This is a genomic window from Pseudomonas delhiensis, from assembly GCF_900187975.1.
Taxonomy (GTDB): domain Bacteria; phylum Pseudomonadota; class Gammaproteobacteria; order Pseudomonadales; family Pseudomonadaceae; genus Pseudomonas; species Pseudomonas delhiensis.
On sequence record NZ_FZPC01000022.1, the window covers coordinates 1 to 12,764 of the forward strand.

Genomic DNA, 12,764 nt, shown 5'->3' on the forward strand with positions numbered 1-12,764 from the left:
CCCAGCGCTTCGAGTACACCCTGACCGCGGTCGACATCATCGCCGGCAGCGTCAGCCTGGAAGTGGGCGCGGTCAGCTCGGCCAGCGCCGCCCTGGTGGACCAGGCCGGCAACCTGTCCGGCTTTGCCAACACGGGCAGCGCTCCGAGCGTGAACTACGTCCTGACCGGTGATGTGGCCGAGGTCTACGGCACCACCAAGGACAACGTGTTCACCATCGGCGACGTCAGCGTGCTGCAGGACATCAAGGTGATCGAAGGCAACGCCGGCGTGGACACCCTGAAGCTGACCGGCGCCAACCAGGTGCTGGACCTGTCCGCCTGGCAGGGCCGCCTGAGTTCCGTCGAGGTGATCGACATCACCGGTTCGGGCAACAACACCCTCAAGGTCTCCCTGGGCGACGTCCTCGACACCGGCCATCGTGGCGCCTTCATCAACGATGACAGCGTACAGCTGGCGATCAAGGGCAACGTCGGCGACACCGTCCAGCTCAGCGACCTGCTGCCCAACGGCATGGACGTCGGCGACTGGGAACTGCTCGGCGATGTCACCGCCGCGGGCGTCGTCTACGAGGTCTACCACCACACCGAGCTGGCCGCGGAGATCCTCGTCCAACAGGGCGTCACCGTGCAGATGTAACCCGCTCGCCGGGGGCGGCGGACACCGCCCCCGGCTTTTCTCAAGCAAAGGATCCCGCGTCGACCGCGGGGTCCGTTTTCATCCTGAGGAAGATATGAGAATCCAAACCCGATACCGGAAGCTTGCCCTGGCCGTTGTGCTGGCGGGACTCCTGGTACCCTCCCTGGCGCTGGCGCAAACCGGGCAGGCCAGCAAGCCCCAGGTCTTCGGCGAAGCGTACCGCGCGGTACCTCCCGCAGCGCCGGACCAGGCGCGGGTGATCTACTACCGCCCGGCTTCCGCGGCGGCCAAGCCCACCGGGGCCAATGTCTACATAGGCGGCCACTTCCACACCTCGCTGCTTCCGGGCGGCTTCACCACCTTCTGCCTGCCGCCTGGCCAGCATCTGCTCGGCGCCTACCAGAACGAGGCACCCTTGTATCGCGGCAAGACCGAAGAGCTCTACCGCGTGAGCCTGGAGGCCGGGAAGACCTACTTCGTGAAAGTGTCCGAGGATGCCAAGGGCCAGCCCGTTTCGGTGGGGCGCGAAGAGGCGGAACGCAGCCTGAATGGCGCCCGCGAGCAGACGCATGCGATCTCCCGCGCGGAAGCTCCGGTCTGCAAGTCGGCCCTTTGACCGTCCAGGGCCTGCCTGCGGTCAGGAGGCCCGCTGCATATCAGGGGGTGTAGCGGACCCACCCCCGGCTTCAGGCGGCTGCCCCCTGAGGGCAGATGGACCTGCCGGCTTCCCGCTGCGAAACCGGGCTCGCAGCGGGGAGTGAAGGGCGAGGCAACCGCGCTGTCGCCAACCCGGTACGGGGAGAGGATGGACTCTCTTCCCGTGCCCCCTCGCGCATGCGTTTCTCCGTCAAAACGGGAGTCTCGTACTCGTCTCAATCCCTCTGGGCCGTATTCGAACTGGCCCGACAGACGCTGCCCCCTGCCAAACCCCAAAATTCTGACCCATCGGTAGGCACAGGGGCCTTCTCCTTCGAACCGCTGTTTCCCCCTGACACCTGCCCTTGCGGCTTGCGCGGCTTGGCAACCTCTCCCCGGTCCAGGATCTGCGACGCCTCGAAAGGTGGCACCCGGCTGCCGCCACTCCAGAACCCAAAGGAGCACAGAGATGTCATCGGCAAACCAACACCCCAACCAGCAGGACGCGTCATTGACGCTTCCGCCTCCCACGCGAGTGCTCGACACGCTGCTCGAATCCGCACTGTGGATTTGCAAGCACCAGGGCGTACCGCGCAGCGCCGAAAGCCTGTGCGCCGGCCTGCCCAAGGGCAACCTGCTGACGCCTTCCCAGGCACAGACCGCATTGAGCAATGCCGGCCTCACCACCGGTATCGTGCGTCGCCGTGCCCATGAGTTCTCCCAGCACCTGATGCCGATCATCCTGCTGCGCAAGGACCAGGGCGCTGCCGTTCTGTTCGGCTCCCGACGCAACGCCGAAGGGAAGCTGGTCTACCAGGTGATGCTGCCGGAAATGGGTACCGACACCCGTGTCGAGATCGATGGGCAGGAGCTTTCCGAGTGGTACTCGGAGCACGCCATCCTGGTGAAGCCGAGCGCCAAGGTGGACACCCGCGCCGGCGACGAGACGCCGCGCTCCGCGGGCCACTGGCTGTTCAGCACCTTGTGGCACTACCGCCGCTACTACCGGAGCGCCGCGATCGCGACGGTCCTGGTCAACATCCTTGCCCTGGCCAGCATCTTCTTCACCATGAACGTGTACGACCGGGTCGTGCCGAACCAGGCCTACGTCACGCTCTGGTCGCTGGCGATCGGCGTGTGCATTGCCATGGGCTTCGAGGCGACCACCCGCTACCTGCGTGCCCACCTGCTGGATGTCGCCGCGAAAAAGGCGGACCTGGTGCTCGGCTCACGCCTCTTTCGCCAGGCCCTGGGCGTGCGCATGGAGCACAAGCCCTCCTCCGCCGGCGCCTTCGCCAACCAGCTGCGCGAATTCGAATCCGTGCGCGACTTCTTCACCTCGGCCACGCTGGCGGCGCTTTCCGACCTGCCGTTCGTACTGCTGTTCGTCGGCGTGATCTTCATGATCGGTGGCCCGCTCGGCTGGGTGTGCCTGCTGATGGTGCCGTGCATCCTGGCGATCAGTGTCGCGATCCAGTGGCCGCTGGCCCGCACCATGCGTGAAAACCTCCGCGAGTCCTCGCTCAAGCAGGGTGTCCTGCTGGAGTCGGTCGAGGGCATGGAAACCCTCAAGTCCGTGGGCGGCGAAGGCCACATGACGCGCCGTTGGGAAGCGTTCAGCGCCGCCGCCGCGAGCACCTCGATGAAGTCGCGCCAGCTGACCAGCACCGCCCTGAACCTGGTGACCTTCCTGCAGCAGCTGCAGACCGTCGTACTGGTCGTGATCGGTGTCTACCTCATCGGTGCCGGCGATCTTTCCCAGGGTGCGCTGATCGGCACCGTCATGCTGGCGAGCCGCGCCACGGCTCCCCTCACCCAGGTAGCCGGCCTCGCCGTGCGCTTCCAGCAGGCCAAGGCCGCCCTGTCGACCCTGAACCGCCTGATGGAGATGCCCCTGGACCGCGAGCCGGAGAAGAAGTACCTCCAGCAACCCTCCCTGCAGGGCAACCTGGAACTCAAGGCCGTCCAGTTCTCCTATCCGGCGCCGCCGGACAAGCCCAACCCGCCGGTGCTGGAAAACATCACCGTGGCGATCCGGCCGGGCGAGCGCGTGGCCATCCTGGGCAAGATCGGCAGCGGCAAGTCGACGCTGCTGCGCCTGATCGCCCGCCTCTATCGGCCCACCGCCGGACAGATGCTGATGGCTGGCCTGGACGTCGAGCAGATCGACCCCGCCGACTGGCGCAACGCGGTCGGCTACGTCGGCCAGGATGCTCGCCTGTTCTACGGCACGCTGCGGGAAAACATCATGATCGGCCGCCCCGACGCCTCTGCCGACGAGCTGCTGCGGGTACTGAAGCTGACCGGCCTGGACCAGGTCGCGCAGAAGCACCCCATGGGCATCAACCTGCCGATCGGCGAGATGGGCGAAGGCCTGTCGGGTGGGCAGCGACAACTCGTGTCCCTCGCCCGCAGCCTGCTGGCCCGCCCGCAGACACTGCTGCTGGACGAACCCACCAGCGCCATGGACACGCAGACCGAAGCGATCTTCATGTCGCACCTGGCACGCGCCACCGAAGGCCAGACCCTGGTCCTGGTCACCCACCGCACCTCGTTGCTCAACCTCGTGGACCGCATCCTCGTGGTGGACGAGGGCCGCATCGTGGCCGATGGCCCCAAGAACGACATCATCGCTGCGCTGACCGCGTCGAACGACCCGGCGCCCAGCCAGAAAGCGGCCCCGGCACAACCGGTAGCGGCCCGCCCGAACACGAACCCCGCGGCGAAGGTGGAAGCCACCTCCCGTATCGCCCGCTGAGGAACAGCAACATGCTCAATGCAATCTCGCGTCCTTTCCGACGCCCCCCCAAGGACGCAGCGCTGAAACCCGGCGATGCGGCCTTCATGAGCGATCTTCGCGAATCGCTGCTGATCCAGTCCACCCCCGGCTCGCGCCTGGTGCTGGGGGTGATCGGCGCGCTGCTGATCGCAGGCCTGACCTGGGCGCATTTCGCCCGGGTCGAAGAAATCACCCAGGGCGAAGGCAAGATCGTCTCGAAGAGCCGTGAACAGCTCATCTCGAGCCTGGAGGGCGGCATCATCGACGAACTGCTCGTTCGCGAAGGCGACATCGTCGACAAGGGCCAGCCGCTGATCAAGATCAACCCGATCCGCGCCGAATCCACCTACCAGGAAATGCGCACCAAGCTGGTGGGCCTGAAGACCATGATGGCGCGCCTGCAGGCGGAGGCCTATCAGCAACCACTGCGCTTCCCGGAGGAACTCCAGGCCGAGACGCTGATGATCGAGCAGGAGACGAATGCCTACAACGCTCGCAAGCAGGCGTTGGAAGACAGCATCAGGGCGCTTCAGAACAGCCATGACCTGATCCTGAAAGAGATCGCCCTGGCCGAGCCCCTCGCCGCCCGCGGCCTGCTTTCGGAGGTCGAGATCCTGCGCATGCGGCGCCAGGCCAACGACCTGAAGATCCAGATGGTCGAACGACGCAACCGCTACCAGGGCGAGGCGAACAGCGAACTGGTCAAGATCGAGCTCGAAGTCGCGCAGGTCGCCGAAGGGCTGGTCGGACGCAAGGACGTCCTCGAACGCACCACGATCTATGCCCCGGTGTACGGGACCGTGAAGAACGTTCGCGTCAGCACCATCGGCGGGGTCATCCAGCCCGGCGAAGACGTCATGGAAATCGTCCCGCTGGAGGACCAGTTGATCGTCGAGGGCCAGATCAAGCCGCAGGACGTCGCCTTCCTGCGCCCTGGCCTGCCGGCCACGGTCAAGGTCTCGGCATACGACTACGGCATCTACGGCGGCCTCAAGGGGACCGTCATGCACATCAGCCCCGACACCCTGCAGGACGAGAAGAAGCTCGCCGCCGGCCGTCCGGACGCCACCTATTACCGGGTCCAGGTGCTCACCGACACCAGCTGGCTGGAGTCCGCCGGCAAGCGCCTGCCGATCATCCCAGGCATGACCGCCACGGTGGAGATCCGCACCGGTGAGAAAACCATCTTGGACTACCTCCTGAAGCCCATTTTCAAGGCCAAAGAAGCCTTCCGCGAAAGGTAACGGAGCATGCATTCCACGAAGATCACACCGGCCGTGTCCGCGCGTCGCGACTGGCCCCTGCGGACCCTGTTCATGGTAATGGCCAGCGGCATGCTCCTGCTGCCGCAGAGCCTGCTGGCACAACCCGTGGCCCAGGACGTTCAACTCAAGGCCGCGCGCGACATCGGCCTGAAAGCCGCGAGCGACGTCAACCTGAAAGCGGCGGATGACACGCCGAAGCAGGCCGCGCGTGCGCTGGCCGCACCGGCCACAACGAGTGCCAACGGCAATGGCAATGGCAATGGCAATGGCAATGGCCGCATGGCTTCGCCCGCCGCGCCGGCAAGCGCCGACAAGGGGCGCGGCACCGTGCACTTCTCCGAGTGGCTCAGGGACAACCCCGATGCCGTACGCCGCCGCAACAGCGGCAGCATACAGGAGAGCGAGATTCGCACGGCCCTCTCGGGTGCGCTGGAGCGCGCCATCGACCGCAGCCCACTGCTGCGCCAGGCCCATGCCGAGCGCGCGGCCGCCGCAGCCGAGGTCCGCGAAGCCCAGGGCCAGCGCTGGCCGCAGATCGACGTGGGGGCGAACAGCCGGCCGGCCTCGCTGGGTGGCGCCTCGAACGACAGCACCAACCCCCAGGCCATCAACCTGAACATGACCACGAACGTGTTCGACTGGGGGCGTACCAGCAACACCATCGGCAGCCGCAAGGAGCTCAACAGCGCAGCCGACCAGAAGTACCTGGCCAGCCTCGAGACCCTGGCCCGCGATGTGTCGCTGAACGTGGTGGAGCTGGAGAAGAACCGCCGTGTCAGCGCCATCAGCCAGCACTATGTCGAGCGCATGAGTACCCTGGTGGGCATGCTCAAGGAGATCGTCGCCACCGACCGTGGGCGCTCCAGCGAGCTGACCCAGGCCCGTGCCCGCCTCATGGAGGCCCAGGCCAGCCTCGACGCCTCGCGGGCCCGTGAACGGGACAACGAGATCCAGCTGCGCAAGCTGATCGGCGACGCGCCGGTGAAGCTGCCCGAAAACGGCGACTGGGCCCTGGTCAGCGCCAACCTCAACGACCTCCTGGCCGCGGCGCAACAGCACCCGACCCTGCGGCAGGCCGAGCACGAAGCCAACGCTTCCGAACGCCACGCCGAATCGCTGCGCGCCGGCGAGAAGCCGCAACTGAACTGGGTGGTCAGCAAAACGACGGGCGAGGACCAGTTGGGTCGCGAACAACCCTGGCAGACCATGCTGACCGTGAACTGGCCGTTGTTCCGCGGCGGCTCCGCCCGCGCCGCGCGTGAGGCCGCACTGATGCGCGCCGACGCCGAGCGCGAGCGCAAGGCCCAGCAGCAACTGGACCTGGAGTTCGAGACGCGCACCGCCGAGCAGGACGCCATCACCCTGCTCGCCCGGGCAGACCTGTACCGCGACCTGACCAGCGAGACCGATGCCGTGCGCAAGGCCTTCTTCGAGCAGTGGTACCACCTGGGCCGACGCACCTTGCTGGATGTCCTGATCGCCGAGAGCGACCACAACAACAACCGGATCAGCGAGGTCGCCAACCGCTTCGATGGCTACCAGGCCATCCTGAAAGCCTACTCGAGCGCCGGCCAGTTGACCCAGTGGCTACGCGGCAGCCAGGCAGCCAAAGAATAGGGCGTGCCCGCCAAGCGAATTTCAGACTTGAACCACGCCAGGCGGGCAACCCTCGTACCAACCCTGATTCTTATGGAGCCTGATACCCATGCAGTATCGGCTCTCGGATCGAGCATGCCACAGGCGCTCGGAGAACATCATGAAGATCAAGATCATCATCGCTGACGACCATCCTGCAGTGCTTCTGGGTGTTACCCATGAGCTTGCGGCCATCCCCACACTGGAAATCGTCGGCAAAGCGAAGAACTCGACTGAAGTCATAGAACTTCTTTCCACGCTCAGTTGCGACATCCTGATAACCGACTATGTCATGCCGGGTGGCAGCGCGGGAGACGGGATAGCCATGCTGTCCTTCCTGCGCCGTCGCTATCCCGACCTGAAGATCATCGTATTCACGACCATCAACAACTCGGCGATCATCACCGAGATACTCAAGCTGGGCGTTGGCTCGGTGCTGAACAAGGTCGATGACGTCGGCCACCTCATTTCCGCAGTGCATGCGGTATATGCCGGCGCCACCTACATCTCGCCGCAACTCAAGGCGGCGGCCCAGCAGCTTTCCCATAACAATGGCTCGCGCAGCTCCAGCCACAAGCTCACGCGCCGGGAGTCCGAAGTCATTCGCCTGTATGTCTCAGGCCTCTCGATCAACAATATTGCGAATCAGCTGAAGCGTACCAAGCAAACCGTCAGTTCCCAGAAGTCCAGCGCCATGCGCAAGCTTGGAATCACCCGGGATGCCGACCTGTTCCGCTTCGCCTATGAAACGGGAATAGTGGATTCCTGCCAGCCGGCGGAATCCTCTATTCCGGAAGCTCCCAATATCCAGCAAGGGAAAACCTACGCGACAAGCTGAGTCGCTTTCATTTCCATCCGGCTCGTTGGCGAAATAACCGGCAACACGACCACAGGTTCCAGATTATGACGCGGAATTCAGTTCTCGGGTCTGGCTCAATCACTAGAAAGAAGACAAACCAAGGAAGCACATGCGCAAATCAAAATATCGCGCTGTCACCAGCGCGCTATTGGAGTTCTCGAAACTCAACGAATCCGAACAGAATGCGTTCATTTCGATCATGAACAAATTCCTGCTGGCCTCACACAAGCGTCGCAAGCTTTATGTCGAGCAGTGGGAGTCCGAAATCGCTTCCCTGGAAACTCTTTCAGACGAGATGGAAAATGCGCTTTCCCCACCGCCACCGCCTAGCTGACAGTTCCTCGCTGCGCGTTACCGCAGAGACCATCGACTTTACCGAGGCAGCGCTGAGAGCGGCGCTACGCATGAGCGATGGCTTGCGCATCGTGGTGCAGCCCCAGTTCAACCTCGATACGGGGAGGATCGTGGGCGCGGAAGCACTGGTGCGCTGGCGGTACCAGGGGCGAGAGATCGCTCCGGAGCACTTCCTGCCGCCCCTGATTCGGCTCGGACTGGAGCGTGACCTGTTCGAGTTCGTGCTCGACCAGGCCCAGAACCTGCTCCTGACACTGGAATCCTTCAATATCCAGTGCCCGATCTCGGTGAATGCCTCGGCAACGATAATGTCCTGCGCGGACATGCCAGGCAGCCTTGACGCACGCCTGAGGCAATCCGGCCTGCCCGCGCACCTGCTGAAGATCGAGATCACCGAGGATGTCGCCGCGCCGGATCTGGAAGCGCTCGCGGTCCGGCTTTCCGGGGTTCGCAAATGCGGCATCGGCGTCAGCATGGATGACTTCGGCGTCGGTCGGTCCACGATGAAGCGACTTGTCTCGCTGCCCTTCTCCGAGCTCAAGATCGACCGGATGTTCGTGCAGGAGATCGCCAACCCGGCCTCCCACGCCGTCGTGCAAACCTCGCTGAGCCTTGGCGCCAAGCTGGGGATCCAGGTAGTGGCCGAAGGCGTCGAAACCGGCGAGCAGGCGATTCTGCTGCGGGACATGGGCTGTTCCCGCGCCCAGGGCTTCGGCCTGAGCGCGCCCCTGGAGGTCGGCGCCTTCATCGGTTATCTGGCAAGGCACGAGATGGCCAACCGGATTTCCGCCATGGAGCACAAGGGAAACTGACGGTACCGAAGCACACGGCTGGCCGGATGCGACCAGCGTTGGGCCGGGCTGAATGTGATTCAGTCGTCATATCGAACCGCTCACGCCAAAAGACGACTGACGCGACCGATAAAAGACCAGGACCGATCCTATTCTTCCGTAAAGAGGTGTTTGCGGGAGATGGGCCATGTCGCGTCTCTGGATCAGGCTTCTCGGTCTCGCCATATCCGCAGCCCTGGCCGGCTGCACGGGCGCGGTCCGCAGCGTATCACCCGACGAGCCGCTGCCCGGCTACTTCCCGGTCAGCTCGAGTGGTGCGGCGGCGCTGCTCTACATGGGCAGCGCGGTACAGTGGAACACGCACTACGCGGTCAGCGCAGCGCACATCCCTTCGTTGCGCAATGTGGTCCACCACTGCAGCACCGGCTGCGACCTGGTGTTCATTCGCCGGGACGCCGAGGGCAGGCCACCCGTCTGGCGTCCGGCGATAACCGGCGAAGTCCTGAACACCGTTGGGCAGAACCCTTTCCTGGGCACCTTGAAGGGGACCGGTACCAGCAAGGCGCAACGGGTGCGCCTGGACGTGGAGGGTGACCGCACCCGCTATGCCCTCAGCGACGCACCGGTAGTGGAAGGCATGTCCGGCGGGCCGGTCTACGGCGCCGACCAGGCCGTGGTGGGCATTACGGTCGGCATCTACTTGCCGCACCTGCCGCTGCCCGCGTCGCTCGCGAGCAGCAAGCCCCTCACCGTCTATGTGCCCTACGACATCATCCAGCGCGAATGGCAGCTCTTCTCGGCTCTCCAGGGCCGTGGACGGAGTTCACCGCGGGAGGTGGCGATCCATGAGACGCCCATGAAAACGGCTCGGCCTTCGTATCCCGGATCAGTGCGCAGCCTACCCTGAGAAGCGTTGATCGAGCGATGGCCTGGGAAAGTCCGGGTTCGAACTTTTCCCAATTAAAAGCGAGACAGTATCATCATTAAACAGCGGGTTTCATACCTGTCCAGTTTACCCATCCATAGCGCTCATCCAGACTTATCATTTCCCCATCAACCTTTGCAGGTTTAGTGAAATGAGCAGTTGGTACGAAGTAAAAGCAAACTCCACCGGAACCTTCCGTTTCCGGCTCAGGTGCCCCGAAGGCCGGATGCTGATTGAAAGTTCCGCTTATGACAGCAAGAATGATGCAGTCGGCGCGATCGAACGCATGAGTCAGGTCTGTGCAAGCCCGGACCGATACAAGCGCGTTATCCACTCCAGCGGAAAGAACTATTTTTCGCTGAAGGATAAAGCCAACGAAGAAATCATCACCAGCCACCTCTATGACTCGGAGCGGGCCCGCGACCAAGCCATGGAACTCATCGCGCAGATGGGGCAATCGAAGGAAGTCAAGTTCATCTGACGGCACGAACAGGCTCCGGATGAGATGAACTCGAATCATGCGGGGCCTATTTCCGGCGCACTCGGTTTCGCCCGCGAGGCCCGCCGGAAAAGGCTTTCGCGGCGGGTACCAGGCTGAATCAATTCACTCGCGGCAGCGGGCCTGGAGGTGCCGAGGGCATTGCAGCGGCATGGCGACCGGGCTCGGCAATGTCACGCACCCGATGATGGAAGGACATGAGGTTTTCGAGTTGATAGATGTTCATCGGCCGCGGAAGCAAGCCAAGTAGCGGAACCTTGTTCACCCATGCCCAGCGCAACATGGACAGTCGTCGCGTTTCCGTCACATCCGCCAGCAGAATGATGTGCTGGATCCTGCGCCCCAGCTCTTTCACTTCCATGCAGCCGCGCACGCCATAGCTGAAATCATCATAGATCATGTAGTCGAAAGACCTGCCCTCCCTGACCATGCTCAATGCTTCTTTCACATTGGCACAAAGCGTCAGGCTGAAGAAGCCCAGAACATTCATCATCCGGGTGTATTCGATTATATTGCCTGCGTTCTCGCAGAGTATAAGCGTCTTGCTGACGGACCGATGCATTGGCTTGTCGCTCTTCGATATGTATTCACCCGGATGTTATCCCCGCCCCCCGATGGCGTTGAATCTGATCGGTCTCAAAGAAAAGATGATTTCTTGATACAAGTCCGATTAATGGATGCTCGAAGTTTGCCGTGATTTCGGTCGTCAGGCGCGCTTTCCGCCTTGCAGGCCTTCCGTACCCTCTGCCCCCCTGAGCGCCTGGATCACCAGGCCCAGCGCCGGCGAAACATGCCGCCGACTGGCGTAGTACAGGTGGTAGCCGGGAAACACCGGGCACCAGTCATCCAGGACCGGGACCAGCCGCTTCGCCTCGATGTGAGGCGCCAGAAGGTCATGGGGCACGTAGGCCAGGCCGACGCCATCGATCGCGGCTTGCAGCATGTGGTAGGTGTTGTTGAACACCGCCTGCCCACGTACCCGGACCTTGACGCCCTGCCCGTCCTTCTCGAAATCCCAGGCGTACAGGTCCCCATGGGTGGGCAGCCGGAGGTTGATGCAGCGGTGCCGGGCCAGGTCCTGCGGCGTGCCCGGGGTGCCGGCGGCCTGCAGGTATGCCGGCGAGCCGGCGACCGCCATGCGCAGCTCGGGGGTGAGGCGGACGGCGATCATGTCCTTGTCGACCAGGTCGCCTACCCGCACGCCGGCATCGAAGCCCTGTGCCGCGATGTCGACCAGGGCGTAGTCGGTGCACAGCTCGACCTCGATGTCGGGGTACTGCTCGAGCAATGGCAGGAGCCGTGGCCAGAGCACGGTCGCGATCGCGTGGTCGTGCGCGGTGATGCGCACCTTTCCCGCCGGCTTCTCGCGCCATGCGCCGAGCGAACTCAGTTCCTGCTCGATCTCGTCCAGGCGCGCCGCCACGGTCTCCAGCAGCCGACTGCCCGCCTCGGTCGGCGATACGCTGCGGGTCGTGCGGGTGAGCAGGCGCACGCCCAGGCGCTCCTCCAGCCCGAGGATGGCGTGGCTCAGCGCCGAGCGGGACATGCCGAGCCGGGCGGCCGCTTTCGTGAAGCTGCGCTCCCTCGCCACCAGGACGAAGGCTTGCAGATCGTTGAGGTTATCGCGAGCCATAGGTGAATCTGCTGCACCAAAGCATCCTGAATTTTCCATCTACAAAGCTAATCGACTTCGCTCCAGACTGAAAGCCTTCCTGGCATTCCCTGTCAGTGCCCTCCTCTTTCAGCCATGGTGATTCACATGCAACTCAAGCGCGCAGGCTCCCAGCCCTCCATCAAAGGCCCGGCGGAATGGTTCACCGGGACCGTACGCATCGACCCCCTGAACGCCCCGCCGGCACCCTCCCGGGTTTCCTGTGCGAGCGTCACCTTCGAGCCCGGTGCCCGCACCGCCTGGCACAGCCACCCGCTGGGCCAGACGCTGGTGGTGACGGCAGGCTGCGGCTGGACGCAATGCGAAGGCGAGCCCATCGTCGAGATCCGCGCCGGCGACGTCATCTGGTGCCCGCCCGGCCACCGCCATTGGCACGGCGCGTCGGCGACCACGGCGATGACCCACATCGCCATCCAGGAGGCCCTGGACGGCAAGAACGTCGAGTGGATGGAGCACGTCAGCGACGAGCAGTACTTCGCCGGGCCTGGCGCGGCCTGAGCCTGGGTGTATACGTCCCTGTGCTGATCGGGACTCTAGCGACACCCATGTCGCATGACCTCCTGAGCGCCGTTTGCATCGTGTATCGGCGCATCGGCCAACGGCGGATAACCGCGAACGGTTATTCGCCCTACGAGTTTTCCGGCTGACGCTCCGCTATCCGCTTGCTCGGGCCTGACGCCGCACCCCCTCCCTAACCCTCCCCCGCAAGCG

Annotated in this window: 13 protein-coding genes; 11 read left to right on the forward strand and 2 right to left on the reverse strand. The window is 64.0% G+C overall.

The features are described 5' to 3' along the window. From CHC02_RS30245 to CHC02_RS19820, 10 genes are all read left to right on the forward strand, one after another. A partial coding sequence (locus tag CHC02_RS30245; RefSeq protein ID WP_217900407.1) for a hypothetical protein occupies positions 1-638 on the forward strand: 638 nt, incomplete at its 5' end. A 94-nt stretch (positions 639-732) separates the two neighbouring features. Beyond that, positions 733-1,254, forward strand: coding sequence for a DUF2846 domain-containing protein (locus CHC02_RS19785; protein ID WP_139210172.1), 522 nt, complete (start codon positions 733-735; stop codon positions 1,252-1,254). 531 nt (positions 1,255-1,785) lie between these two features. After that, positions 1,786-4,032 (forward strand): type I secretion system permease/ATPase, encoded by a 2,247-nt coding sequence (locus CHC02_RS19790; RefSeq protein WP_341845114.1) that lies wholly within the window; start codon positions 1,786-1,788, stop codon positions 4,030-4,032. An 86-nt stretch (positions 4,033-4,118) separates the two neighbouring features. Continuing rightward, positions 4,119-5,297: an HlyD family type I secretion periplasmic adaptor subunit gene (locus tag CHC02_RS19795; RefSeq protein WP_244160876.1), complete on the forward strand. Its 1,179-nt coding sequence runs from the start codon at positions 4,119-4,121 to the stop codon at positions 5,295-5,297. Between the two features lie 6 nt (positions 5,298-5,303). Next, positions 5,304-6,935, forward strand: a complete 1,632-nt coding sequence (locus tag CHC02_RS19800; protein ID WP_208604329.1) for a TolC family protein — start codon at positions 5,304-5,306, stop codon at positions 6,933-6,935. 139 nt (positions 6,936-7,074) lie between these two features. Further along, positions 7,075-7,791, forward strand: coding sequence for a response regulator (locus CHC02_RS19805; RefSeq protein ID WP_089393258.1), 717 nt, complete (start codon positions 7,075-7,077; stop codon positions 7,789-7,791). Positions 7,792-7,921: 130 nt separating this feature from the next. Continuing rightward, the gene (locus CHC02_RS30250) at positions 7,922-8,146 is read left to right on the forward strand and encodes a hypothetical protein (protein WP_167364774.1); all 225 of its coding nucleotides are present in this window, start codon (positions 7,922-7,924) and stop codon (positions 8,144-8,146) included. After that, positions 8,115-8,978, forward strand: a complete 864-nt coding sequence (locus tag CHC02_RS19810) for an EAL domain-containing protein (protein ID WP_167364773.1) — start codon at positions 8,115-8,117, stop codon at positions 8,976-8,978. The genes CHC02_RS30250 and CHC02_RS19810 overlap by 32 nt, the downstream gene beginning before the upstream one ends. A gap of 166 nt (positions 8,979-9,144) precedes the next feature. After that, the gene (locus tag CHC02_RS19815; protein WP_089393147.1) at positions 9,145-9,864 is read left to right on the forward strand and encodes a hypothetical protein; all 720 of its coding nucleotides are present in this window, start codon (positions 9,145-9,147) and stop codon (positions 9,862-9,864) included. A gap of 169 nt (positions 9,865-10,033) precedes the next feature. Then, entirely contained in the window at positions 10,034-10,363 is a 330-nt protein-coding gene (locus CHC02_RS19820) for a YegP family protein (protein ID WP_089393148.1), read from the forward strand. 118 nt (positions 10,364-10,481) lie between these two features. Here CHC02_RS19820 and CHC02_RS19825 read toward each other — a convergent pair whose 3' ends face one another. Further along, entirely contained in the window at positions 10,482-10,874 is a 393-nt protein-coding gene (locus CHC02_RS19825; protein ID WP_139210171.1) for a hypothetical protein, read from the reverse strand. A 213-nt stretch (positions 10,875-11,087) separates the two neighbouring features. Continuing rightward, positions 11,088-12,014 (reverse strand): LysR family transcriptional regulator, encoded by a 927-nt coding sequence (locus CHC02_RS19830; RefSeq protein ID WP_089393150.1) that lies wholly within the window; start codon positions 12,012-12,014, stop codon positions 11,088-11,090. A 126-nt stretch (positions 12,015-12,140) separates the two neighbouring features. On the opposite strand from CHC02_RS19830, the gene CHC02_RS19835 reads away from it, so the two are divergent. Further along, the gene (locus CHC02_RS19835) at positions 12,141-12,551 is read left to right on the forward strand and encodes a (R)-mandelonitrile lyase (protein ID WP_089393151.1); all 411 of its coding nucleotides are present in this window, start codon (positions 12,141-12,143) and stop codon (positions 12,549-12,551) included. Positions 12,552-12,764 lie beyond the last annotated feature (213 nt).

What these genes read in the sequence shown, in the direction of transcription:
- CHC02_RS19785 (WP_139210172.1), top strand. Translation starts at nt 733, where the DNA reads ATGAGAATCCAAACCCGATACCGGAAGCTTGCCCTGGCCGTTGTGCTG.
- CHC02_RS19810 (WP_167364773.1), top strand. Translation starts at nt 8,115, where the DNA reads ATGCGCTTTCCCCACCGCCACCGCCTAGCTGACAGTTCCTCGCTGCGC.
- CHC02_RS19800 (WP_208604329.1), top strand. Translation starts at nt 5,304, where the DNA reads ATGCATTCCACGAAGATCACACCGGCCGTGTCCGCGCGTCGCGACTGG.
- CHC02_RS19830 (WP_089393150.1), bottom strand. Translation starts at nt 12,014, where the DNA reads ATGGCTCGCGATAACCTCAACGATCTGCAAGCCTTCGTCCTGGTGGCG.
- CHC02_RS19835 (WP_089393151.1), top strand. Translation starts at nt 12,141, where the DNA reads ATGCAACTCAAGCGCGCAGGCTCCCAGCCCTCCATCAAAGGCCCGGCG.
- CHC02_RS19820 (WP_089393148.1), top strand. Translation starts at nt 10,034, where the DNA reads ATGAGCAGTTGGTACGAAGTAAAAGCAAACTCCACCGGAACCTTCCGT.
- CHC02_RS30250 (WP_167364774.1), top strand. Translation starts at nt 7,922, where the DNA reads ATGCGCAAATCAAAATATCGCGCTGTCACCAGCGCGCTATTGGAGTTC.
- CHC02_RS19815 (WP_089393147.1), top strand. Translation starts at nt 9,145, where the DNA reads ATGTCGCGTCTCTGGATCAGGCTTCTCGGTCTCGCCATATCCGCAGCC.
- CHC02_RS19795 (WP_244160876.1), top strand. Translation starts at nt 4,119, where the DNA reads ATGAGCGATCTTCGCGAATCGCTGCTGATCCAGTCCACCCCCGGCTCG.
- CHC02_RS19825 (WP_139210171.1), bottom strand. Translation starts at nt 10,874, where the DNA reads ATGATGAATGTTCTGGGCTTCTTCAGCCTGACGCTTTGTGCCAATGTG.
- CHC02_RS19805 (WP_089393258.1), top strand. Translation starts at nt 7,075, where the DNA reads ATGAAGATCAAGATCATCATCGCTGACGACCATCCTGCAGTGCTTCTG.